This is a genomic window from Massilia violaceinigra (genome assembly GCF_002752675.1).
GTDB lineage: Bacteria > Pseudomonadota > Gammaproteobacteria > Burkholderiales > Burkholderiaceae_D > Telluria_A > Telluria_A violaceinigra.
Genome location: NZ_CP024608.1, coordinates 1,412,212 through 1,435,671, shown reverse-complemented (window position 1 = coordinate 1,435,671; position 23,460 = coordinate 1,412,212). Strand labels below are relative to the sequence as shown.

The 23,460-nt window shown below is 59.0% G+C and carries 15 protein-coding genes, 2 tRNA genes and 5 rRNA genes; 8 read left to right on the top strand and 14 right to left on the bottom strand.

Annotation, left to right across the window (positions count from 1 at the left end; all coding sequences use genetic code 11):
• Position 1 precedes the first annotated feature (1 nt).
• The 5 genes from CR152_RS06490 (at position 2) to CR152_RS06470 (ending at position 4,824) form a co-directional block, all read left to right on the top strand.
• Positions 2-1,258, top strand: a complete 1,257-nt coding sequence (locus CR152_RS06490; protein ID WP_157778346.1) for an MFS transporter — start codon at positions 2-4, stop codon at positions 1,256-1,258.
• On the top strand, positions 1,255-1,992 hold the full coding sequence (locus CR152_RS06485) for an ABC transporter ATP-binding protein (RefSeq protein ID WP_099874172.1): 738 nt from the start codon (positions 1,255-1,257) through the stop codon (positions 1,990-1,992). Before CR152_RS06490 ends, CR152_RS06485 begins: the two co-directional genes overlap by 4 nt.
• The gene (locus CR152_RS06480; protein ID WP_099874171.1) at positions 1,992-3,548 is read left to right on the top strand and encodes a hypothetical protein; all 1,557 of its coding nucleotides are present in this window, start codon (positions 1,992-1,994) and stop codon (positions 3,546-3,548) included. The genes CR152_RS06485 and CR152_RS06480 overlap by 1 nt, the downstream gene beginning before the upstream one ends.
• Before the next feature lie 86 nt (positions 3,549-3,634).
• Positions 3,635-3,979, top strand: coding sequence for a DUF1840 domain-containing protein (locus CR152_RS06475; RefSeq protein ID WP_099874170.1), 345 nt, complete (start codon positions 3,635-3,637; stop codon positions 3,977-3,979).
• Positions 3,979-4,824: an alpha/beta hydrolase gene (locus CR152_RS06470; RefSeq protein ID WP_099874169.1), complete on the top strand. Its 846-nt coding sequence runs from the start codon at positions 3,979-3,981 to the stop codon at positions 4,822-4,824. The genes CR152_RS06475 and CR152_RS06470 overlap by 1 nt, the downstream gene beginning before the upstream one ends.
• Here CR152_RS06470 and CR152_RS06465 read toward each other — a convergent pair.
• The 5 genes from CR152_RS06465 to CR152_RS06445 all read right to left on the bottom strand — a co-directional run bounded on the left by CR152_RS06465 (position 4,809) and on the right by CR152_RS06445 (position 9,803).
• Positions 4,809-5,321 (bottom strand): DUF3455 domain-containing protein, encoded by a 513-nt coding sequence (locus CR152_RS06465; RefSeq protein ID WP_099882056.1) that lies wholly within the window; start codon positions 5,319-5,321, stop codon positions 4,809-4,811. The genes CR152_RS06470 and CR152_RS06465 overlap by 16 nt on opposite strands.
• Positions 5,322-5,396: 75 nt before the next feature.
• A complete protein-coding gene (locus CR152_RS06460) occupies positions 5,397-6,107 on the bottom strand; it encodes a phosphatase PAP2 family protein (RefSeq protein ID WP_208640084.1) in 711 nt (236 codons plus the stop codon).
• On the bottom strand, positions 6,097-7,737 hold the full coding sequence (locus CR152_RS06455) for a phosphoethanolamine transferase (RefSeq protein ID WP_229413299.1): 1,641 nt from the start codon (positions 7,735-7,737) through the stop codon (positions 6,097-6,099). The genes CR152_RS06460 and CR152_RS06455 overlap by 11 nt, the downstream gene beginning before the upstream one ends.
• Before the next feature lie 91 nt (positions 7,738-7,828).
• Positions 7,829-9,127: a sensor histidine kinase gene (locus tag CR152_RS06450; RefSeq protein WP_099874168.1), complete on the bottom strand. Its 1,299-nt coding sequence runs from the start codon at positions 9,125-9,127 to the stop codon at positions 7,829-7,831.
• Positions 9,114-9,803: a response regulator transcription factor gene (locus CR152_RS06445; RefSeq protein WP_099874167.1), complete on the bottom strand. Its 690-nt coding sequence runs from the start codon at positions 9,801-9,803 to the stop codon at positions 9,114-9,116. Before CR152_RS06445 ends, CR152_RS06450 begins: the two co-directional genes overlap by 14 nt.
• Before the next feature lie 52 nt (positions 9,804-9,855).
• Here CR152_RS06445 and CR152_RS06440 point away from each other — a divergent pair, with 52 nt between their 5' ends.
• Positions 9,856-10,308 carry a GNAT family N-acetyltransferase gene (locus CR152_RS06440; RefSeq protein ID WP_099874166.1) on the top strand — a complete coding sequence of 151 codons (453 nt, stop codon included), beginning with the start codon at positions 9,856-9,858 and terminating at the stop codon, positions 10,306-10,308.
• Between the two features lie 104 nt (positions 10,309-10,412).
• Here the strand turns inward: CR152_RS06440 and rrf (CR152_RS06435) are convergent.
• From rrf (CR152_RS06435) to CR152_RS06410, 6 genes are all read right to left on the bottom strand, one after another.
• Positions 10,413-10,525: ribosomal RNA gene (rrf, locus tag CR152_RS06435) — 5S ribosomal RNA — on the bottom strand.
• A 148-nt stretch (positions 10,526-10,673) separates the two neighbouring features.
• Positions 10,674-13,548 (bottom strand): 23S ribosomal RNA (locus CR152_RS06430).
• A gap of 231 nt (positions 13,549-13,779) precedes the next feature.
• A tRNA-Ala gene (locus CR152_RS06425) sits at positions 13,780-13,855 on the bottom strand.
• A 22-nt stretch (positions 13,856-13,877) separates the two neighbouring features.
• Positions 13,878-13,954 (bottom strand) — tRNA-Ile (locus CR152_RS06420).
• 90 nt (positions 13,955-14,044) lie between these two features.
• Positions 14,045-15,575 (bottom strand): 16S ribosomal RNA (locus CR152_RS06415).
• The 16S, 23S and 5S rRNA genes sit together here with 2 tRNA genes alongside, the layout of an rRNA operon.
• A 617-nt stretch (positions 15,576-16,192) precedes the next feature.
• On the bottom strand, positions 16,193-17,176 hold the full coding sequence (locus tag CR152_RS06410) for an IS5 family transposase (RefSeq protein ID WP_099874165.1): 984 nt from the start codon (positions 17,174-17,176) through the stop codon (positions 16,193-16,195).
• Between the two features lie 112 nt (positions 17,177-17,288).
• Here CR152_RS06410 and CR152_RS06405 point away from each other — a divergent pair, with 112 nt between their 5' ends.
• Together CR152_RS06405 and CR152_RS06400 are read left to right on the top strand one after the other, a co-directional pair.
• A complete protein-coding gene (locus CR152_RS06405; RefSeq protein ID WP_208640083.1) occupies positions 17,289-18,221 on the top strand; it encodes a DUF2157 domain-containing protein in 933 nt (310 codons plus the stop codon).
• Positions 18,218-19,816: a GDYXXLXY domain-containing protein gene (locus tag CR152_RS06400; RefSeq protein WP_099874163.1), complete on the top strand. Its 1,599-nt coding sequence runs from the start codon at positions 18,218-18,220 to the stop codon at positions 19,814-19,816. The genes CR152_RS06405 and CR152_RS06400 overlap by 4 nt, the downstream gene beginning before the upstream one ends.
• A 72-nt stretch (positions 19,817-19,888) precedes the next feature.
• Here the strand turns inward: CR152_RS06400 and CR152_RS06395 are convergent, their stop codons facing one another.
• From CR152_RS06395 to CR152_RS06385, 3 genes are all read right to left on the bottom strand, one after another.
• Positions 19,889-20,242 (bottom strand): immunity protein Imm33 domain-containing protein, encoded by a 354-nt coding sequence (locus tag CR152_RS06395; protein ID WP_229413298.1) that lies wholly within the window; start codon positions 20,240-20,242, stop codon positions 19,889-19,891.
• 72 nt (positions 20,243-20,314) lie between these two features.
• Positions 20,315-20,427, bottom strand: a 5S ribosomal RNA gene (gene rrf, locus CR152_RS06390).
• A 148-nt stretch (positions 20,428-20,575) separates the two neighbouring features.
• Positions 20,576-23,450, bottom strand: a 23S ribosomal RNA gene (locus CR152_RS06385).
• Positions 23,451-23,460 lie beyond the last annotated feature (10 nt).

The following is a 23,460-nucleotide window of genomic DNA, read 5'->3' as shown; positions in this document are numbered from 1 at the left end:
CGTGACAGCCCCCCTGAGCGGTGCGCGCGCGGCGCGCGTGTTCCTGTGCTTTGCCTTCGGCTACCTGCTGTCGTACGCGCTGCGGGCGGTCAACGCCGTCATCGCGCCGGCCCTGGTGGCGGAGATGCACTTGTCGAACGCCGACCTGGGGCTGCTGTCGTCGGCCTATTTCGTCAGCTTCGGGGCCATGCAGCTGCCGCTCGGCGTGTGGCTCGACAAATACGGCGCGCGCCGCACCGAGGCCAGCCTGCTGCTGTGCGCCGCCCTGGGCGCGGCCGTGTTTGCGTCGAGCAGTTCGCTGGCCGGCCTGTGGATCGGGCGCGCCCTGATCGGCATCGGCGTGTCGGCCTGCCTGATGGCCGCCTTCAAGGCGTACCGCCAGTGGTTCCCGCTCGAACGCCAGAGCCAGCTGGCCAGCTGGATGCTGGTGGCCGGCACCTCGGGCGCGCTCACCGCCACCGTGCCGGTGACCCTGGCGCTGCCGGCGCTGGGCTGGCGCGGCATTTTCTGGGTGGTCGCGGCGCTGCTGCTGGCCGTCTCCGGCGCGATCTTTTTCCTGCTGCGCGAGGTCGAGCGCCAGTTCGACGACGGCGCGGCCAAGGGCGGCACCGCAACAGGCGACGCGGCGCCCGACGGCGGCTACCGGCGCATTTTCGGCAGCGCCTATTTCTGGCGCATGGGCGTGCCGGGCCTGCTCAATCACGGCATTTTCTTCGCCCTGCAAACCCTGTGGGCCGGACCGTGGATGATGACGGTGCTGGGCAAGAGCGCGCAGCAGACCGGCCAGATCCTGTTTGCGTTTAACCTGGTGCTGCTGCTGTCCTACCTGGCGCTCGGCTGGGCCGCGCCGCGCCTGGTGGCGCGCGGCTGGAACACGCACCGCATCATCGGCATCGGCATCGGCGGCATGGTGCTGGCGCAGGCGGCCATGCTGTTCACCAGCGCGCCCATGGCCTGGCTGCTCTGGCTGCTGCTGGCGGCCTGCGTGCCGGTCACCACCCTGGTGCAATCGCACGTCGGGCTGGCTTTCCCGGCCGCGCTGGCCGGGCGCGCCAACTCGGCCTACAACCTGCAGCTGTTCATCGGCGCCTTTGCCACCCAGTGGGGCTTCGGGGTGGCGGTCGACCTGTTCAAGGCGCACGGCGTGCTCGCCGCCGATGCGTTCCGCGCCACGCTCGCCGTCGCGGTGCTGCTGCAGGCCGGCGCGCTGGTCTTCTTCCTCCTCAACCGCGCACAACCCGGGAACCCAAGTACATGAACACCGATAACGGCGACGCACTGCGGCTCACTGGACTGGTCAAGCATTTCGGCCGTCCCGCGGTCGACAATCTGGACCTGACGGTGCGGCGCGGCGAGCTGTATGCCCTGCTCGGGCCGAATGGCGCCGGCAAGACCACCACCTTGCGCATGGTGGCCGGGCTGCTCGCGCCCGACGCCGGCCGCATCGAGGTGCTCGGCGTCGACCTGGCGCGCGATCCGGCCGGCGCCAAGCGCGCCATGGCGTATCTGCCTGACGACCCGCTGCTGTACGCCAAACTGAAACCGACCGAGTACCTCGAATTCGTGGCCGGCCTGTGGGGCATAGAAGCCGATGAAGCCGAGCCGCGCGCGCGGCGCCTGCTCGACTGGCTCGAGCTGACGCCGCACGCGCACGAACTGACCGATGGCTTTTCGCGCGGGATGAAGCAAAAGCTGGCGCTGGCCGGGGCACTGATTCACGAACCGCGCCTGCTCATTCTCGACGAGCCGCTCACCGGGCTCGATGCGGCCGCCGCGCGCCAGGTCAAGGACCTGCTGCTGGCGCACGTGGACGGCGGCGGCACGGTGATCCTCACCACCCACATTCTTGAAGTGGCGGAGCGGCTGGCGCAGCGCATCGGCATCATCCAGCACGGGCGTCTGATCGCCGAAGGCACGCTCGACCAGCTGCGCGGCCTGGCCCAGGGCGGCACGCTGGAAGACGTGTTCCTGCACCTGACGGGGAAAGGCTGATGGCACGCGCCGGCAGCGCCCTGTGGCTGCTGCGGCACGAGCTGCGCCTGTTCATGTTCGACATCCTGGGGGCGCGCAAGGATACGGTTCGCACCGGCGTGAACAAGAAGGCGGTCGCGGTCTGGCTCATTCTGGCACTGCTGATGCATGGCTTCGCGTTTATGGTACTGATGGAAGCCAGGCTGCCCGCGGGCGCGCCGACCCACAAGCTGCTGCTGATGGTCAGCGCGGCGATGGCCGGGCTGTTCACGATGATGATGTCGACTGGCCTGAACACCAGCGTCACGGCGCTGTTCGAGCGGCGCGACCTTGACCTGCTGCTGTCGTCGCCGATCCCGTCGCGCAGCGTGTTCACCGTGCGCCTGGCGGCGATCACCGCCACCAGTTGCACCCTGTACCTGTTTTTCCTCACGCCGTTCGCGCATGCCGGCATGGTGCTGGGGCAGTTGCGCTGGCTGGGCATCTATCCGGCCATCGTGGGCATGGCGCTGGTGTCGTCGTCGGTATCGATGCTGCTCACGCTGGCGCTGGTGCGCTCGCTCGGCGTGCGCCGCACGCGCGTGACGGCGCAGCTGCTCGGCGCGGTGTCGGGCGCCGCGATATTCTTGCTGGCGCAGGCCTACAACAGCGCGCTCGGGCCGGCCTTGCAGCGCTTCGTCAAGCGCCTGCTGCCGCTGTTGGACAATGGCGCGGCGCTGGGCGCGGACAGCATCTTCTGGCTGCCGGCCAAGGCCGCGCTGGGCATGCCGCTGCCGGCGCTGCTGATGATTGGCGTGGGCGGCGCCGTGTTCTGGCTGACGGCGCGCCTGACACACGGCTTCTTCGTGCATGGCGTGCAGCAGGCGGCCGGCGCGGCGCGCGTGGCCAAGGCGCCGCCGGGCGGGCTGCGCTTTCGCTTCGGGCGCGGGCTGACGCGCACCATCCTGGTCAAGGAATGGCGCCTGATCTGGCGCGACCCGCAGCTGATTGCGCAGGTGGGATTGCAGCTGATGTACCTGCTGCCCTTGTTCATGCCGCTGCTGTTCGGCCGCGCGGCGGCGTTGCCGGCGGTGGCGGCGGCGCTGGCCTTCCTGTGCGGCGCGCTGAGCGCCTCGCTGAGCTGGATCGTGATCTCGGCGGAAGACGCGCCCGACATGCTGCGCGGCGCGCCCTGCAGCCAGGGCACCATCCGGCGCGCCAAGCTGGCCGCGGTGGTGATCCCGCCGATCGCGGTGGCGTTGCTGCCGCTGTGCTGGCTGGCCTTGCGCCAGCCGGCGGCGGCGGCGACCATACTGCTGACCTGCACCCTGTGTGCGCTCAACAGTGCGATGGTGGTGGCATGGTGCAGCCGGCCGGCGCTGCGCGGCGACTTCAAGGTCCGCAGCAAGGGCAACCTGGTGTGCACCATCGCCGAGATCCTGACCGGGGCCGGCTGGGCCACGCTGAGCTATATCCTGGCGTACGGCCTGACCGTTGCCGGCTGGCAGGCGCCGGTCGTGGTCGGGGCCGCCCTGAACGTGCTGCTGCTGATCGCGTTCGCGGCAACGGCGCGTTTTTTGCGCAAGAAACCCGCTTGACATGACGCACACGAGGCCAGGCGGCACGACCGACAGCGCCGGTTCGTGTTATCGTTTCACTACGTACGCATAATTAGAAAGTTCCTATGTTAATTACCTTTACCTCCAAAGCAGCATCAGAAGTTTTGATGTACAAGGAACACGCAAAACGCATCCTCGACCTCCTCCATAAAGACGTCGACCAGGGTGTGATCACGGCAATGGAAGCGCCGCATGCCTTGCAGGTTCTCGAAAAAGAAATCGAAGAGAGCCGCCAGCATTCGGTGTCGGAAGATGTCGAGCGCGATGTCCACGCGCATCACAACGAAGATGGCGACGATACCGATCACGAACAAATCCAGGCGGTCAGTTTCTCGACGCGCGCCTATCCCCTGGTGGAAATGCTGCGCGCCGCCAAGGCCGGCGGACACGACGTCGTCTGGGGCGTGTAATGCCCGCGCTGGTGGCGCAGCACAGCCACCAGCTCGTTGCTGCCGACGGCACCACGCTGTTCGTGAGCGACTACCTGTTGCCGGCGTCGCCGCTGCGCGCCAGCGTGGTGATCATGCATGGCCTGGGCGAACATAGCGGACGCTATCGCCACCTGGCCGCCTTCTTCAACGAATGCGGCCTGTCGGTACGCTGCTACGACCACCGCGGCCATGGCCGCTCGCAAGGGAAACGCGGCGACGTCATCAACGGCGATCCGCTACTGCAAGATGCCGAGATCGTCATCGACGATTTCGCCGCCCGCTTTCGCCTGCCTCCCTTTTTATTCGGCCACAGCATGGGCGGACTGTTCGCGGCGCGCTTTGCCTTATCAGGCGTGTCGCCACTGCGCGGGCTGATCCTGTCCTCGCCTGCGCTGGGGCTGCGCCTGTCGCGCCTGCAAATGCTGTTGCTCGATGTGCTGCACGCGGTCGCGCCGTCGCTGGCGGTGCCGAACGGCCTGCCGCCGCGCTGGCTGTCGCACGATCCCAAGGTTGTGGCGGCTTACGAAGCCGATCCGCTGGTGCACGGAAAAATCAGTGCGCGCCTGATGCGCTCGATGCTGCGCTCAGTCGCGTATTGCCAGGCGAACGCCGGCAAGCTGGCCGTGCCGGCACTGCTGCTGGCCGCCGGCGACGACCATCTGGTCGACCCGGACGGGGTGCGCCGGTTCGCCGCGCACCTGCCGTCCGGCATGGCGCAGCTGCATGTGTACGACGAGATGTATCACGAAATTTTCAACGAGCTTGATGCGGCCCGCCCGCTGGCGGACCTGCGTGCTTGGCTGGCTGCTCAGGACGCCTTGTAGAACAGGTAGTCCGCTTCGTACTTGACCATCTTTTTCGCACCCAGATTGTCGGCGCCGCAAGCATCGGCCGGCGCAATGCCGCCCTTGGTATTCATGCGCTGGATGTAGGTGACGCCCGTCATGGCGCCGCTGCCGGTGGCTGGCGCGGCTTGCACCAGTTGCAGCGGAATCGACGCGGCATTGCCCGACGGGCTCACGCCGAGCTGCTTGCCGCCGACCTTGCTGCCATCGTTCGCTTCCCAGGTCGGGCCTGCGTAATATTTGCCGATCACGGCCTTGCTGGTCTTGTCGTACAGGACCGCGGTGGGGCCGGCGAAGACCCACTCATGGGCGCCGGGGGTGCCCGCCTTGACCTTGCACTCGTAGGCCAGGTCGCCCGCGCCGAGCACGGTCAGGGCGAGCGTGTTGCCAGCCGGGACGGCGATCGGTGCCGGGTCGGCGGCGAAGGAGCTGGTCGACAACAGGACGGCAATCATGCCAACGGAAATGCGTTTCATCGGGTTCTCCCAGTAGGTACGGACGCGAAACATGCGCGGCACACAGTCTTATACGGAGAACGGCGCCCAGTGGATTCAAGAAAGTTGAGTATTTCCACTCCGGCAGCCGGCAGCCCGGCGGTCGATCAGCAGCACATACAAGATGCTGACGATCAGGCAAGTCCACCACATCGACCACAGGGTGTGGGTGAGGAAGTGGGCGCCGCGCAATTGTTGCACCCAGCCGAGGGCAAAGCCCAGGCCGAGCATGGCTGAACCCATCCACAGGGCCGTGCGCGGCTGGTGCGGCAGCCAGAACACTGCCACGGAGACCAGCCACAGCGCGCTCGACACATGTCCGGCCGGCATGCAGTGGCCGACCGAGGCGTTGGGCGATACCGCCTGGAACAGGCGCACATAGGTTTCGCTGCCGCCGAACAGGTCCAGGTCCCAGGGACAATGCGAGGTGCTGACATGCTTGAGCGCGCCGATCCACGCGGGCACCAGCACGGCAGCCAGGGCCACCACGCGCAGGCGCAGGCGGAAGGTGTCTTGCCAGGCCAGGCGCGGCCACAACAGGTCGAACACGGCCGCGAGCACCACGGCGCCGGCCAGGGTCAGCAGCATGATCTTGGCCCAGACGTGGCTGAATGTTTCGGCAAACCACGTATGACGCCACGGAAACGTGGCGCTGGCCGGGTCGAACATGGCGCGCGCCAGGATCAGGTCGAGATCGGTGAAGGCGTTGATCGACGCGATGGCGAGTGCGCTCCCGGCAAGCGCCAAGCCCAGCCGCTTATGCCTCATGCGTGCACGGGCCGAAGATATCGAGGCCGGGATTGTAGACGGCGGTGCCGATGCTGTGCATCCCCAGTACCGAGTGGAACACGTTGTCGTGCGAGAACGCCTGGCCGGTGCGGGCCGCCAGGCAGCGCTGGTCGATGTGAAAGCGCGAGCGGAATCCGTCCGACAGCCACAGCATGAACGGCACTGCGCGCTGCTCGGCCGGGGAAATGACATACGGAGCGCCGTGCAGGTACATATTGTGTTCGCCGAGCGACTCGCCATGGTCGGAAAAGTAGAGCATGGCCGTGTTGATCTGTTCCTTTGCGGCGCTGGCCTTGAGCAATTCGATGGCCTGATTGAGGAAGTGGTCGGTGTACAGGATCGAATTATCGTAGGCGGCCACGATCGATTCGCGCGAGCACGACTCGAGCTGGTTGGTCTGGCACACCGGGCCGAAGCGCTGAAAGGCGGCGGGGGCGCGCTTCCAGTAGGCCGGGCCGTGGCTGCCCTTCTGGTGCAGCACGATGACCATGTCCTGGGACGCCTTGCGGATCAGTTCGGGCAAGCCATCGAGCAGGCGTTCGTCGAAGCATTCGTCGTCGACGCACCAGCGGTTGCCTGGTTCAGTCTTGGACAGGTCTTCGTAGTCGACCCGGTCGCAAGCACCCTTGCAGCCGGAATTATTATCGCGCCATAGCACGCTGAAGCCGGCATGCGAAAGCACATCGAGCAAGCCCTGCTGGGCGTGCGCCTTGTCGTCGGAATAGTTTTTTCGTCCCAGTGCCGAAAAGACGCAGGGCACCGAGACGGCCGTGGCCGTGCCGCACGATTGCACATCGGTGAAATTGAGCAGGTCGGGCTGTGCCGACAGTTCCGGATTGGTGGCGCGGGTGTAGCCGTTGAGCGAAAAATTGGCGGCGCGCGCGGTCTCGCCGACGACAATCAGGGTCACCGAGCGCTGGCGGTTGCCGCTGCCCACCACGCGTTTGGTCGCATCCATGCCCAGCGGGGCCATCACCAGCGCCTGGGCGCGCTGCTGTTTGATGTAGCCGTTGATGGCCTGGATGTAGTTGGTGGGCGCCAGCAGATAGCGCAGTTCGCGGTGCTCGCGCAGGGCAGGCGCCAGGCTTTTGAAGAACAGGAACAGCAACACGGACGCCATCAGCAGCGAGCCGCCGATATTGGCGGCCTGCAGCATCAGGCCGCGCTTGCCTGCGCAGAAACTGATCTTCGCGCGGCACACCAGCAGCGACGGGATAATCCCGAGCACGGTGATGGTCAGCAGCAGTTTCCAGTTCAGCAGTTCGAGGGCTTCGTGGACATCGGTTTCGAGCAGGTTCTGGATCATCGATTTGTCGATGGCCGTGCCGTACTCGTTCATGAAGTAGTACGTGGCCGAGGTCGCCATGAACAGGACGACCAGCACGGGTTTGACGATGAAACGAAAATTGATGAGGTTCAGGCAGGCATTGAACAAGAGGACCAGCAGGAGAAAGCTGCCCAGGTGAAGCGGCAGGTGCGGCAGGCTGACACCGCCGGTGGCGCTGAAAAAGGTGCGCCAGAAATTGCCGTTATAGGCGGTGAGCAGAAAGGTCGAGGCGCCCAGGATGAGCAGGGAAGCGTGGATGCGCGGTGCGGTATTCAATTTCAACAGATGCTCCAGGGTGAACGGCGCCGCCCGGCAAGGCGGCACACGCGACCGAAGATACAGTTGAGAACATCAAGCCGGCGTCAACCGGGCGTTAAGATTTCGTTAAGGCCATATTGAAGCGGATCTCGAAGACGCTGCCGCCGCCCTCGCGTTCGCTGAAGGCAAGCGTGGCGCCGAGATACTCGCAGATGCGCCGCACCAGGGCCAAGCCCAGGCCGGCGCCCGCCGATCCCGCGCCGGGGGCGGCGCCCTGCCCCTGGTCGAAGGTGGCGCACACGGCGAGCGGCAAGCCGGGGGCGGCGCCCTGCCCCTGGTCGAAGGTGGCGCGCACGGCGAGCGGCAAGCCGGGGCCGGTGTCTTCCACCCGCACCAGGCCGTCGCCGAGGCGAACCGACACCTCGCCGTGCGTGGTGTACTGGCATGCGTTGCGGATCAGGTTACCGACGGCGGCCACCAGCAGTTCGGGCGGGGCGGCGACGGCGAAGGCGGGGCCGCCCAGGAAACGCAGCGCCACCGGCCGGCCCGCGACCAGCGGCTGGTAGCGCTCGGTTTCGGCACTGGCGATCTGCTCCAGGCTGGTGACGGGATGGGCGATGCGGTCGCGCGAGCGCGCCAGGGTCAGCAGGACATTGACGCAGGCGGACGCCTCGTTGGCGGCGCGCAGGATGCGCTCGGCCGCGGCGGCGGTGGCGGGGTTGGCGTCAGCCTGGGTCATGATGATTTCAGCGGCGCCGGTGATCACCGTCAGCGGCGTGCGCAGTTCGTGGCTGACGTCGCCCGTGAACAGGCGCTCGCGCTCAAGGTAAATGCGCAGCTCGCTGGTATGGGCGGCAAAGGCGCGCGCCAGGATGCCGAGTTCGTCCTGGCGTTCGAGCAAGGGCAATTCGGAGGAATTTTCACGCACGGCATTGGCCAGGATCGTGATCGGGGTGACGAAGCGGCGTCCGATGAAGCCACCCAGAAACAGCGAGAACAGCATGATGCCGATGAAGCCGAGGCCGAACATCGAATAGACGACCAGTTCGACCTTTTCGTAGTCGCTTTCGTGATCGACCACGACGTAGTTGCCGCTCGCATCTTTGCCAGCAAGCACGTGCAGGCCGATACCGTCGACGTGTACTTCGCCGACGCCTTCGGGGAGATTGCGCAGTGGCTCCGGAATCGATGCGCCATGGTAGAAGCTCAGGCCGGCGGGCATGGCAACCGGCAAGCCGCCGGCATGGCGTGGCGCCGCCCAGGCAGCGGCCTCCGTCAGGCGGTTGTCGACCAGGTGGACCTCGATCCCCTCGACCGCCACGATGGCAATTGCCGCGAGGAAGAGCGAGGATCCGAGCGCGAACAGCAGGTAGGCAACCGCGATGCGGTTGCGCAGGGAGTCACGCGATGTCATCGGGGTTCACCAGTTTGAAACCGAGGCCGGGCACGGTGCGCAGCATGGCGGCCGGAAAGGGTTTGTCGAGGGCTTGGCGCAGGGCATGGATGTGGGTGCGCAAGGCGTCGCTGTCGGGCCGGTCGTCGCCCCAGATGGCTTGCTCGATGACGTGGCGCGGCACGACCTTGGGCGAATCGCGCATCAGGCATTTGAGGATGGTGTAGCCGGTTTTGGTGAGAGCCAGCGGTACGCCGGCGCGCGCGGCTTCGTAGGTGCCGGTGTTGAAGCTCAGCTCGCCGACGCGCAGGATGGTGGCACCGCTGACGGCGCCGTTGGCACGGCGCAGCAAGGCCTTGAGGCGGATGTCGAGTTCGACCAGGGAAAATGGCTTGACCAGGTAGTCGTCGGCGCCGCTGTCGAAGCCGGCGACCTTGTCCTGCAGCGTGTCGCGCGCGGTCAGCATCAGCACGGGAATGGCGCTGTTGAGTTCTCCGCGGAGCTTCTGGCAGATGTCCAGGCCCGTCAGGCCGGGCAGCACGACGTCGAGCACCACGATGTCGTAGGTATTCTGGGCCGCCAGGGCCAGGCCGGCGTAGCCGTTGGCTGCCGAGTCGAGGATGTAGCCCTTGGGTTCCAGAAAACCGTAGAGGTTGGCGACGATGTCGGGATTGTCTTCGATGATAAGGATACGCATGCGGATATTCTAGTGCACAATTGAATTCCCATTATGAGCTTGAGGACCGCCTATGAATATCGCCATTGAAACGCCCGATCAGCCGGAAGTGATTCAGCTGATCGCGGACCTGGATGCCTATCAGGACTCGCTTTACCCCGCCGAGAGCCGCTATGCGCTGGATCTGACTTCACTGAAGCAGCCGAACGTGCGGTTTGCGGTGGCCCGCGATGTCGACGGGTCGGCGATCGGGTGCGGCGCGGTGGTGCTGTATGACGAGTATGTGGAGTTGAAACGGATGTACGTGGCGCCGGCCCAGCGCGGTATGGGAGTAGCAGGAAAGGTGCTGGCGCTGCTGGAAGCGTCCACGCGGGAGGCTGGTTTGGATATGCTGATGCTGGAAACGGGGCCCTCGCAGCCGGACGCGCTGGGGTTTTATGGCCGCGCCGGATATGAACGGTGCGAGCGCTACGGGGATTATCGTGACGATCCGTTGAGCGTCTTTATGAAGAAGCGCCTGAACTGATTTTGCAGGCGTTTTCCGGAATTGGACAGCGCCGTTGGAACTTCATTCGGGACGAAAAAAAACCCGCATGGCTTTCGCTCACACGGGTCTTTCTCTTATAACTAGCCTGACGATAACCTACTTTCACACTGGTTGCAGCACTATCATCGGCGTAAAATCGTTTCACGGTCCTGTTCGGGATGGGAAGGGGTGGTACCGATTTACTATGGTCATCAGGCATAACTTGTACAGCTTGGTGCTCCCGATCGGGCAGCACTAGCTTGAATCTGGAAGAAGTATCGTTTTATTGTATTACTCGGGTAGTGACTGTGCGTATCGCACAAAACACAACGCGCATTTCTTATCTCTGCACCTGCTAAGGTTATAGGGACAAGCCGTACGGGCAATTAGTATCAGTTAGCTTAATGCATTACTGCACTTCCACACCTGACCTATCAACGTCCTGGTCTCGAACGACCCTTTAAAGAGCTCAAGGCTCTGGGAAATCTCATCTCAAGGCAAGTTTCCCGCTTAGATGCTTTCAGCGGTTATCTCTTCCAGACTTAGCTACCCGGCAATGCCACTGGCGTGACAACCGGTACACCAGAGGTCTGTCCACTCCGGTCCTCTCGTACTAGGAGCAGCCCCCTTCAAATTTCCAACGCCCACGGCAGATAGGGACCAAACTGTCTCACGACGTTTTAAACCCAGCTCACGTACCACTTTAAATGGCGAACAGCCATACCCTTGGGACCGGCTACAGCCCCAGGATGTGATGAGCCGACATCGAGGTGCCAAACTCCCCCGTCGATATGAACTCTTGGGAGGAATCAGCCTGTTATCCCCAGAGTACCTTTTATCCGTTGAGCGATGGCCCTTCCATACAGAACCACCGGATCACTATGTCCTACTTTCGTACCTGCTCGACTTGTCAGTCTCGCAGTTAAGCACGCTTATGCCATTGCACTATCAACACGATGTCCGACCGTATCTAGCGTACCTTCGAACTCCTCCGTTACACTTTAGGAGGAGACCGCCCCAGTCAAACTGCCTACCATGCACTGTCCCCGATCCGGATAACGGACCAAGGTTAGAACCTCAAACAAACCAGGGTGGTATTTCAAGGATGGCTCCACGAAGACTGGCGTCCCCGCTTCAAAGCCTCCCACCTATCCTACACAGATTGGTTCAAAGTCCAATGCAAAGCTACAGTAAAGGTTCATGGGGTCTTTCCGTCTAGCCGCGGGTAGATTGCATCATCACAAACATTTCAACTTCGCTGAGTCTCGGGAGGAGACAGTGTGGCCATCGTTACGCCATTCGTGCAGGTCGGAACTTACCCGACAAGGAATTTCGCTACCTTAGGACCGTTATAGTTACGGCCGCCGTTTACTGGGACTTCAATCAAGAGCTTGCACCCCATCATTTAATCTTCCAGCACCGGGCAGGCGTCACACCCTATACGTCCACTTTCGTGTTTGCAGAGTGCTGTGTTTTTATTAAACAGTCGCAGCCACCAGTTTATTGCAACCCTTTCACCCTTCTGCAGTAAAGCAGTCAAGCTACCGGGGCGTACCTTTTCCCGAAGTTACGGTACCAATTTGCCGAGTTCCTTCTCCCGAGTTCTCTCAAGCGCCTTAGAATACTCATCTCGCCCACCTGTGTCGGTTTGCGGTACGGTCTCGTATGACTGAAGCTTAGAGGCTTTTCTTGGAACCACTTCCGATTGCTTCAGAACCTAAGTTCCTCGTCTCGACCCCTTGAATTGCGCGCCCGGATTTGCCTAAGCGCCTTCTATGAGTCAAAAACCAACACTTCCAACCGTTGGACAACCTTCCGCGATCCGTCCCCCCATCGCATCATACGACGGTGCAGGAATATTAACCTGCTTCCCATCAGCTACGCATCTCTGCCTCGCCTTAGGGGCCGACTCACCCTGCTCCGATGAACGTTGAACAGGAAACCTTGGGCTTACGGCGTGGGAGCTTTTCACTCCCATTATCGCTACTCATGTCAGCATTCGCACTTCTGATACCTCCAGCATCCTTTACAAGACACCTTCGCAGGCTTACAGAACGCTCTCCTACCATATATGCAAGCATATATCCGCAGCTTCGGTGACTGGCTTAGCCCCGTTACATCTTCCGCGCAGGACGACTCGATCAGTGAGCTATTACGCTTTCTTTAAATGATGGCTGCTTCTAAGCCAACATCCTGACTGTTTTAGCCTTCCCACTTCGTTTTCCACTTAGCCAATCTTTGGGACCTTAGCTGGCGGTCTGGGTTGTTTCCCTCTTGACGCCGGACGTTAGCACCCGACGTCTGTCTCCCAAGCTCGCACTCATCGGTATTCGGAGTTTGCAATGGTTTGGTAAGTCGCAATGACCCCCTAGCCATAACAGTGCTCTACCCCCGATGGTGATACTTGAGGCACTACCTAAATAGTTTTCGGAGAGAACCAGCTATTTCCAAGTTTGTTTAGCCTTTCACCCCTACCCACAGCTCATCCCCTAATTTTTCAACATTAGTGGGTTCGGACCTCCAGGGCGTGTTACCGCACCTTCATCCTGGCCATGAGTAGATCACTTGGTTTCGGGTCTACACCCAGCGACTGTCGCCCTATTCGGACTCGATTTCTCTACGGCTTCCCTATACGGTTAACCTTGCCACTGAATGTAAGTCGCTGACCCATTATACAAAAGGTACGCAGTCACGGAACAAGTCCGCTCCTACTGTTTGTATGCACACGGTTTCAGGATCTATTTCACTCCCCTTCCGGGGTTCTTTTCGCCTTTCCCTCACGGTACTGGTTCACTATCGGTCGATTACGAGTATTTAGCCTTGGAGGATGGTCCCCCCATATTCAGACAGGATTTCTCGTGTCCCGCCCTACTTGTCGCACGCTTAGTTCCACACATCGAATTTCGCATAAGGGGCTATCACCCTCTATGGCACCAATTTCCAGTGGTTTCTACTATCCGTCATGCTAAAACGTGCAGGCTCATCCCATTTCGCTCGCCACTACTTTGGGAATCTCGGTTGATTTATTTTCCTGCAGCTACTTAGATGTTTCAGTTCGCCGCGTTCGCTTTGCATACCTATGTATTCAGTATGCAATGACCTAAAAGGCCGGGTTTCCCCATTCGGAAATCTGCGGATCAAAGCTTGTTTGCTAGCTCCCCGCAGCTTATCGCAAGCTACTACGTCCTTCGTCGCCTGTAATCGCCAAGGCATCCACCATGTGCACTTATTCGCTTGTCCCTATAACGTTAGCCTCTTAGTGTTGCCACTAAAAGAGCGTTACAGAGATAAGAAAGTACAGCGTTGTTGCTTTGTTTTGATACATACAATCACTACCCATCGAACCGCCTGTCGGCGATTCGATTAAAACTTTACTTCTTCCAGATTGTTAAAGAACGAAACAGCTTTAATCTCTAAAAGACCAAACCTAAACCCAGTGGCTTACGTTTGTACTTTCAGAAGTTTGTAGAGTGGTGGAGGATGACGGGATCGAACCGACGACCCCCTGCTTGCAAAGCAGGTGCTCTCCCAGCTGAGCTAATCCCCCAAGGTATATCTAAAGACATAACTGGTAGGGCTGGTTGGACTCGAACCAACGACCCCCGCGTTATCAACACGGTGCTCTAACCAGCTGAGCTACAGCCCCGACTTGGACACTGCTACTGTTTCTTCTAATTTCAACAGTCGATAAGAGTGGACGCTCAATGAATTGGCTCTATAGCCAGTGCAACTCTAGAAAGGAGGTGATCCAGCCGCACCTTCCGATACGGCTACCTTGTTACGACTTCACCCCAGTCACGAATCCTACCGTGGTAAGCGCCCCCCTTGCGGTTAAGCTACCTACTTCTGGTAAAACCCGCTCCCATGGTGTGACGGGCGGTGTGTACAAGACCCGGGAACGTATTCACCGCGACATGCTGATCCGCGATTACTAGCGATTCCAACTTCATGTAGTCGAGTTGCAGACTACAATCCGGACTACGATACACTTTCTGGGATTAGCTCCCCCTCGCGGGTTGGCGGCCCTCTGTATGTACCATTGTATGACGTGTGAAGCCCTACCCATAAGGGCCATGAGGACTTGACGTCATCCCCACCTTCCTCCGGTTTGTCACCGGCAGTCTCATTAGAGTGCTCTTTCGTAGCAACTAATGACAAGGGTTGCGCTCGTTGCGGGACTTAACCCAACATCTCACGACACGAGCTGACGACAGCCATGCAGCACCTGTGTTACGGTTCTCTTTCGAGCACACCTCGATCTCTCGTGGCTTCCGTACATGTCAAGGGTAGGTAAGGTTTTTCGCGTTGCATCGAATTAATCCACATCATCCACCGCTTGTGCGGGTCCCCGTCAATTCCTTTGAGTTTTAATCTTGCGACCGTACTCCCCAGGCGGTCTACTTCACGCGTTAGCTGCGTTACCAAGTTAATTAAAACCCGACAACTAGTAGACATCGTTTAGGGCGTGGACTACCAGGGTATCTAATCCTGTTTGCTCCCCACGCTTTCGTGCATGAGCGTCAATCTTGACCCAGGGGGCTGCCTTCGCCATCGGTGTTCCTCCACATCTCTACGCATTTCACTGCTACACGTGGAATTCTACCCCCCTCTGCCAGATTCTAGCCTTGCAGTCTCCATCGCAATTCCCAGGTTGAGCCCGGGGATTTCACGACAGACTTACAAAACCGCCTGCGCACGCTTTACGCCCAGTAATTCCGATTAACGCTTGCACCCTACGTATTACCGCGGCTGCTGGCACGTAGTTAGCCGGTGCTTATTCTTCAGGTACCGTCATTAGCAAGAGATATTAGCCCTCACCGTTTCTTCCCTGACAAAAGAGCTTTACAACCCGAAGGCCTTCTTCACTCACGCGGCATTGCTGGATCAGGCTTTCGCCCATTGTCCAAAATTCCCCACTGCTGCCTCCCGTAGGAGTCTGGACCGTGTCTCAGTTCCAGTGTGGCTGGTCGTCCTCTCAGACCAGCTACTGATCGATGCCTTGGTAGGCCTTTACCCCACCAACTAGCTAATCAGATATCGGCCGCTCCAGGAGCATGAGGTTCTTGCGAAGCCCCCACTTTCATCCTTAGATCGTATGCGGTATTAGCGTAACTTTCGCTACGTTATCCCCCACTCCAGGGTACGTTCCGATATATTACTCACCCGTTCGCCACTCGCCGCCAGGTTGCCCCGCGCTGCCGTTCGACTTGCATGTGTAAGGCATGCCGCCAGCGTTCAATCTGAGCCAGGATCAAACTCTTCAGTTCAATCTCTGTTTAATGTCCTTGCGGACAGATCGCTCACTCAAAATACTGACAGGCCACTTCTTGCGAAGCGCCTATATTTCTTTTTTGTGAACATTTGATAATTTAAGTATTCAACATCGCTTGCGCTTTGTTGGCACCTTCATCAAACGCCCACACTTATCGACTGTTAATTGTTAAAGAACTTACTCTGTACTACTTCTGCCGTTTGCTACGAAGCGTTTTGTTCGTTGCAGCAGAGAGGTGAGATTATGCAGCGTTTCGCGTTTCTCGTCAACCCCTTTTTTACTACCGCGCGTCCTTGGAGACGGCCCCAACTGCCTGCTAACTACTTGATTTCGTTAACCCTTTCAGCGGGGAGGCGAACTATAGCAAAGGCCCCGATCGCTTGGCAAGCCTTTTTGATGCAAAGCCGGGTAAACTCAGCCGTAATTCCAAAATTGAAAGAAAATCATGGAGATCGGCCTCGCGCTGTTAGGGAAGCGCTGATCTATTGACGATTCTGGCTGGCGGTGCAAAGTTTTTGATGCCGCGTTTCTGACGAGCCGCATCGGCGATATCTACACAGTTGAGGCGGCCAATTCTTCCGTTTCAAGGGCGTTTTTCTCGCCCTTTCATTGTCAGGACGGAGTTCGGGTTTCCGAGACCGTAAATTGCCGGCCCGCGAGTATCAAGTTCGCGAAGCCGAACAGGGTGAACAGTTGGGCAGTGTTTTTCTTCAAGCCGCGGTAGCGCGCTTTCCGATGACGAAAGAGGTTCTTGACGACATGGAACGGATGCTCAACTTTGGCCCGCACGCTTGCCTTCAAGTGCTCCAGCTTTTCCGTCATGCGGCCGAGTTTGTTGGCAGGCAGCGCCTTGCGTTTGGTTCTCTTCATTGCGACGTGCCAAGTCACTTTCGTTTCAAGATTCTCTTCGCGTTTTTCAACGCCCTGGTATCCCGCATCGCCCAGTACCGCCACTTCATCGCCGTGCAGCAATGCATGTGCCTGCGTCACATCAGCCACATTGGCGGCAGTGGCCACCACCGTGTGTACCAGTCCCGACTTCGCGTCAACACCAATATGCGCTTTGAGCCCGAAGTGCCAGTCGTTCCCCTTCTTCGTCTGGTGCATTTCGGGATCACGTTTTTTGTCCTTGTTCTTGGTCGATGGCGGCGCCGCTATCAGCGTGGCGTCCACAATCGTGCCTTCGCGCATCATCAAACCCTGGGCCGCCAAATGCCCGTTGATCGTTTCGAAGATCTTGCGTGTGAGCTCGTTCTTCTCCAGCAAGCGGCGAAATTTCAACAGCGTCGTGGCGTCCGGCGCCTGCTCGCGACTGAGGTCGATACCGACGAAGCCACGAATCGCCTGGCTGTCATAGACCGCGTCCTCGATCCCCTCATCGGACAAACCGAAGCACTGCTGGACCACGTACATCCGCAACATGCGCGCCAAGCCGATCGGCGGGCGGCCAGCACCTACAACCTTGGGATAGAACGGTTCGATCAGCGCATGCAACTGCGACCATGGCGTCACACTGTCTATCTTTGCCAGGAACACGTCACGACGTGTCAACTTCTTCTTGGCGGCGTATTCGAGATCGGAAAAACTCTTCTGCATGATCGATTGAGCGGTCGTGGAGGCGCTGTTATTGTCTCAGGTATCGCCCGAGCCCGGCATGGTGTTGGATGAATAAATCAGTGCTTCCTTAGAAGTGTCCGCGACAAATTCCTTGAACGATGAGCAGCACCGCCGGCTTCGCGAACTGTCCGGCCTCGATGATGAGCCAGCGAACCTGGCGTCACGGTTTCGCACCGGATTGGCGATCATTGCGGCGGTGCTGATCGGCCTCGGTATCATTTTCTGGATTGCGGCGAACTGGGATTCGCTTGGCCGCACGGGCCGTTTCATCCTGCTGCAGGGCGTGGTGGCTGTCATGTGCATCGGCGCGTACGCGCGGCCACGCGCGCGCGTGCCGCTTGGCCTGTTGGCCCTGCTCGCCATCGGCGCGGTGTTCGCTTACTTCGGGCAGACCTATCAGACGGGCGCAGACCCTTGGCAACTGTTCGCGCTGTGGGCGGTGCTAGGACTACCCCTATGCCTCTCCGTACGCCATGACGCGCTGTGGACACCGTGGGCGCTGATCGCCATGAGCGCCATCTCGCTCTGGCTGCATGCGAACACGGGCCATAGTTGGCGCTTCCGACCCAGCGATCTGAATTATCAGGCGGCAGCATGCCTTGGTGCACTTACCGTGGCGGCGCTACTCAGCCCCCTGTGTGCGCTATGGACCGGTGCAGGCCTGCTGTCCATGCGCGTGAGCGTCGCGCTGGCGGTCATCAGCGTCGCACTGATCGGGATTGCCGGTCTGACGAACAGTCAGGTAACCGCACAATACTGGCTGGCCTTGATGGTATTGGCCATTACTGCTGCCGCGTTTTCGTCGCAGCGCTTGTTCGATATGTTTTCACTGTGCGGCATCGGGCTGGCCCTGAATGTTCTGCTGATTGGATTATTGGCCCACTTCCTGCTCGTCGATCACGCGCGCTGGTCGATTCTGGCGCTGCTGGTGCTTGGCCTTGTCGCCGCCGGCCTGCTTGCCGCGACGGTGAGCATCATTCTCAGGCTGTCGAAACGCGGCCCGCTGCATGGAGGTGCGCAATGAAGCGTCCACTTAACGAGATTATCGCCGAGGCTATTGCGGCGGGTATTCTTCCCCCCTCCGCAGCCACCTCTATCCAGCACGAAGCCCATCGCCCCTGGCCCGTCGTATTGTTGACGGCGTTCGGAGCATGGTTGGCGGCTATCCCACTGATGGGAATCATTTTTCTGCTATGCGGCGATTACCTGACCCGCGACACCCGTGCACTGTATCCGCTTTCGATCATCATGTGCGGCGTCGCAGTGGCCATCTTGCGCCGTGCATCCCTTCCCTTGTTTATCGAGCAGCTGGCCATTCCGGCATTGCTCGCCGGCGCGGCGACCATGAGTGCGGCTTTTTACATCGACATGTCAATTGGTAATGGCTCTGCCGGCGTCGCGCTGTTGGCAATCGCCCTGGCTGCTCTTATTCCACGCAACTGGCTGCGCGTTCTGCTGGGGGCGATCTCCTGTGCGTTCATCATGGCGGCGATCGTCATCCTCGCCGCTTCTCGCGATCGCGATGGATTCTGGATCGTGGTGCATGCTGCGATGGGAATCTGGCTTGTTACCGACTTCGTCCAGCGACAACATCTGCGTAGCGTGCTGGTGGACAGATTGGCGACGGGGTGGGTACTCACTATCATTGCGGGCCTTGCGTTCTGGACAGGGATGACCTTCCTGGTCGGTGCCACCATCAACAGCGGTCCCGTCAGCACGATGGCTCCGCTGTCGCAGCCGCTGGCGTCCTTTGCGCAGTTGGCATCGGCGGCGCTGACGCTTGGCGGGGCAGCCTGGCTGGCCAAGCGCTGGCCCACGTTACACACGCCGTGGTATGCGCTCACTACCGCGGCATTCACGGGGCTGGCGGTATTGATGCCGTCGCTCGGCGCGGTGATGATGATTCTCGCATTGTGTGCGAGTAGCGGGCGCTGGGGCATCGCGACGGCGGCCGGCGCTGCAGCCGCCTGGATTGTGGGCGCGCTGTATTACCAACTGGCGTATCCGCTTGCGACCAAGGCGCTTATCCTGATCGGCGCCGGCGCGCTGTTCGCCTTGATCGCCTGGCTTGCCATTCGCGACCGCGCATCGGTGGTCAGTGGCGCCAGCGCGCCCCCTGCGCCGAAGGAAACGCATGCAGGCCGGATCGGCATTGCGCTGACGGCGGTCGCGGTTTTGGCCATCGCCAATATCGGGATCTGGCAAAAGGAATCCCTGATTGCCAACGGCCGCCCGGTCCTGGTGGAACTGGCGCCGGTCGATCCGCGCTCGCTCATGCAGGGGGATTACATGCGCCTGAATTTCAGTTTGCCGCAGGAGCTATCGCAATTGAGTGACGATGAAGCTGGAAGCGCGAGATTGAAAGTCGCCGGCAAGGTGAACGAGAAGGGAATTGTGGAGCTGACCCGGCTCCACGATGGCACGCCGCTTGCGCCTGGCGAGATCGTGATCGAACTCACGCCACGTCACGGTGGCCATACGCTGGTGACCGATGCGTGGTACTTCCAGGAAGGGGAAGGAAAACGCTGGGAGGCAGCGAAGTACGGCGAATTCCGCGTCGATGCGAATGGAAAGGCACTACTCGTTGGCATGCGCGGAGCAAATCTTGAAGCTCTCTGATACCAAAGCCAATCGGTCTTGTCGTGGCGCTTCATTGAAGGACGGCAGATAAGCGTACTGCCAGCGCCGCCTTTACGCGGATACGTCGTGCGGCTCGTACCATACGTCTTCGTAACCTTCGTCGTCGATGATAAACCTGAATCCGGGCGCCAGTGCAAGATAAGGAATGACCATCGGAAGCTCGACGGAAAGATGACTGTGATGGAGAGGACTGTAAAAGTCTGCCGCGTCCGAATGATCGCCACCGTAAATGTACCAGCCGCTGGTGCCGTTTTCCGGGCAGATTCGCACGCCACTGATGGGCATCGACAGCAAGGTTTGGCGCGCGAGTCCCAATGTCAGCGCTGGGTCGGGCGGAAGAAAATCGGAGCCGTATTTCTCGCACATGGCGCTTTGCAGCTTCGTGATGCGGTCAAGATCGGTCATCAGTCGAGCTCCTTCAATTTTTGCGGACGAAAAAAAACCCCACATTTCTGCGGGGTTTTTTTCTTATAACTAGCCTGACGATGACCTACTTTCACACTGGTTGCAGCACTATCATCGGCGTAAAATCGTTTCACGGTCCTGTTCGGGATGGGAAGGGGTGGTACCGATTTACTATGGTCATCAGGCATAACTTGTACAGCTTGGTGCTCCCGACTGGGCAGCACTAGCTTGAATCTGGAAGAAGTATCGTTTTATTGTATTACTTGGGTAGTGACTGTGCATATCGCACAAAACACAACGCGCATTTCTTATCTCTGTACCTGCTAAGGTTATAGGGACAAGCCGTACGGGCAATTAGTATCAGTTAGCTTAATGCATTACTGCACTTCCACACCTGACCTATCAACGTCCTGGTCTCGAACGACCCTTTAAAGAGCTCAAGGCTCTGGGAAATCTCATCTCAAGGCAAGTTTCCCGCTTAGATGCTTTCAGCGGTTATCTCTTCCAGACTTAGCTACCCGGCAATGCCACTGGCGTGACAACCGGTACACCAGAGGTCTGTCCACTCCGGTCCTCTCGTACTAGGAGCAGCCCCCTTCAAATTTCCAACGCCCACGGCAGATAGGGACCAAACTGTCTCACGACGTTTTAAACCCAGCTCACGTACCACTTTAAATGGCGAACAGCCATACCCTTGGGACCGGCTACAGCCCCAGGATGTGATGAGCCGACATCGAGGTGCCAAACTCCCCCGTCGATATGAACTCTTGGGAGGAATCAGCCTGTTATCCCCAGAGTACCTTTTATCCGTTGAGCGATGGCCCTTCCATACAGAACCACCGGATCACTATGTCCTACTTTCGTACCTGCTCGACTTGTCAGTCTCGCAGTTAAGCACGCTTATGCCATTGCACTATCAACACGATGTCCGACCGTATCTAGCGTACCTTCGAACTCCTCCGTTACACTTTAGGAGGAGACCGCCCCAGTCAAACTGCCTACCATGCACTGTCCCCGATCCGGATAACGGACCAAGGTTAGAACCTCAAACAAACCAGGGTGGTATTTCAAGGATGGCTCCACGAAGACTGGCGTCCCCGCTTCAAAGCCTCCCACCTATCCTACACAGATTGGTTCAAAGTCCAATGCAAAGCTACAGTAAAGGTTCATGGGGTCTTTCCGTCTAGCCGCGGGTAGATTGCATCATCACAAACATTTCAACTTCGCTGAGTCTCGGGAGGAGACAGTGTGGCCATCGTTACGCCATTCGTGCAGGTCGGAACTTACCCGACAAGGAATTTCGCTACCTTAGGACCGTTATAGTTACGGCCGCCGTTTACTGGGACTTCAATCAAGAGCTTGCACCCCATCATTTAATCTTCCAGCACCGGGCAGGCGTCACACCCTATACGTCCACTTTCGTGTTTGCAGAGTGCTGTGTTTTTATTAAACAGTCGCAGCCACCAGTTTATTGCAACCCTTTCACCCTTCTGGAGTAAACCAGTCAAGCTACCGGGGCGTACCTTTTCCCGAAGTTACGGTACCAATTTGCCGAGTTCCTTCTCCCGAGTTCTCTCAAGCGCCTTAGAATACTCATCTCGCCCACCTGTGTCGGTTTGCGGTACGGTCTCGTATGACTGAAGCTTAGAGGCTTTTCTTGGAACCACTTCCGATTGCTTCAGAACCTAAGTTCCTCGTCTCGACCCCTTGAATTGCGCGCCCGGATTTGCCTAAGCGCCTTCTATGAGTCAAAAACCAACACTTCCAACCGTTGGACAACCTTCCGCGATCCGTCCCCCCATCGCATCATACGACGGTGCAGGAATATTAACCTGCTTCCCATCAGCTACGCATCTCTGCCTCGCCTTAGGGGCCGACTCACCCTGCTCCGATGAACGTTGAACAGGAAACCTTGGGCTTACGGCGTGGGAGCTTTTCACTCCCATTATCGCTACTCATGTCAGCATTCGCACTTCTGATACCTCCAGCATCCTTTACAAGACACCTTCGCAGGCTTACAGAACGCTCTCCTACCATATATGCAAGCATATATCCGCAGCTTCGGTGACTGGCTTAGCCCCGTTACATCTTCCGCGCAGGACGACTCGATCAGTGAGCTATTACGCTTTCTTTAAATGATGGCTGCTTCTAAGCCAACATCCTGACTGTTTTAGCCTTCCCACTTCGTTTTCCACTTAGCCAATCTTTGGGACCTTAGCTGGCGGTCTGGGTTGTTTCCCTCTTGACGCCGGACGTTAGCACCCGACGTCTGTCTCCCAAGCTCGCACTCATCGGTATTCGGAGTTTGCAATGGTTTGGTAAGTCGCAATGACCCCCTAGCCATAACAGTGCTCTACCCCCGATGGTGATACTTGAGGCACTACCTAAATAGTTTTCGGAGAGAACCAGCTATTTCCAAGTTTGTTTAGCCTTTCACCCCTACCCACAGCTCATCCCCTAATTTTTCAACATTAGTGGGTTCGGACCTCCAGGGCGTGTTACCGCACCTTCATCCTGGCCATGAGTAGATCACTTGGTTTCGGGTCTACACCCAGCGACTGTCGCCCTATTCGGACTCGATTTCTCTACGGCTTCCCTATATGGTTAACCTTGCCACTGAATGTAAGTCGCTGACCCATTATACAAAAGGTACGCAGTCACGGAACAAGTCCGCTCCTACTGTTTGTATGCACACGGTTTCAGGATCTATTTCACTCCCCTTCCGGGGTTCTTTTCGCCTTTCCCTCACGGTACTGGTTCACTATCGGTCGATTACGAGTATTTAGCCTTGGAGGATGGTCCCCCCATATTCAGACAGGATTTCTCGTGTCCCGCCCTACTTGTCGCACGCTTAGTTCCACACATCGAATTTCGTATAAGGGGCTATCACCCTCTATGGCACCAATTTCCAGTGGCTTCTACTATCCGTCATGCTAAAACGTGCAGGCTCATCCCATTTCGCTCGCCACTACTTTGGGAATCTCGGTTGATTTATTTTCCTGCAGCTACTTAGATGTTTCAGTTCGCCGCGTTCGCTTTGCATACCTATGTATTCAGTATGCAATGACCTAAAAGGCCGGGTTTCCCCATTCGGAAATCTGCGGATCAAAGCTTGTTTGCTAGCTCCCCGCAGCTTATCGCAAGCTACTACGTCCTTCGTCGCCTGTAATCGCCAAGGCATCCACCATGTGCACTTATTCGCTTGTCCCTATAACGTT

Excerpts from the sequence above, each read along its gene's own strand:
- CR152_RS06485 (WP_099874172.1), top strand. The coding sequence starts at position 1,255 with ATGAACACCGATAACGGCGACGCACTGCGGCTCACTGGACTGGTCAAG.
- CR152_RS06480 (WP_099874171.1), top strand. The coding sequence starts at position 1,992 with ATGGCACGCGCCGGCAGCGCCCTGTGGCTGCTGCGGCACGAGCTGCGC.
- CR152_RS06475 (WP_099874170.1), top strand. The coding sequence starts at position 3,635 with ATGTTAATTACCTTTACCTCCAAAGCAGCATCAGAAGTTTTGATGTAC.
- CR152_RS06470 (WP_099874169.1), top strand. The coding sequence starts at position 3,979 with ATGCCCGCGCTGGTGGCGCAGCACAGCCACCAGCTCGTTGCTGCCGAC.
- CR152_RS06465 (WP_099882056.1), bottom strand. The coding sequence starts at position 5,321 with ATGAAACGCATTTCCGTTGGCATGATTGCCGTCCTGTTGTCGACCAGC.
- CR152_RS06460 (WP_208640084.1), bottom strand. The coding sequence starts at position 6,107 with ATGAGGCATAAGCGGCTGGGCTTGGCGCTTGCCGGGAGCGCACTCGCC.
- CR152_RS06450 (WP_099874168.1), bottom strand. The coding sequence starts at position 9,127 with ATGACATCGCGTGACTCCCTGCGCAACCGCATCGCGGTTGCCTACCTG.
- CR152_RS06445 (WP_099874167.1), bottom strand. The coding sequence starts at position 9,803 with ATGCGTATCCTTATCATCGAAGACAATCCCGACATCGTCGCCAACCTC.
- CR152_RS06440 (WP_099874166.1), top strand. The coding sequence starts at position 9,856 with ATGAATATCGCCATTGAAACGCCCGATCAGCCGGAAGTGATTCAGCTG.
- CR152_RS06410 (WP_099874165.1), bottom strand. The coding sequence starts at position 17,176 with ATGCAGAAGAGTTTTTCCGATCTCGAATACGCCGCCAAGAAGAAGTTG.
- CR152_RS06400 (WP_099874163.1), top strand. The coding sequence starts at position 18,218 with ATGAAGCGTCCACTTAACGAGATTATCGCCGAGGCTATTGCGGCGGGT.
- CR152_RS06395 (WP_229413298.1), bottom strand. The coding sequence starts at position 20,242 with ATGACCGATCTTGACCGCATCACGAAGCTGCAAAGCGCCATGTGCGAG.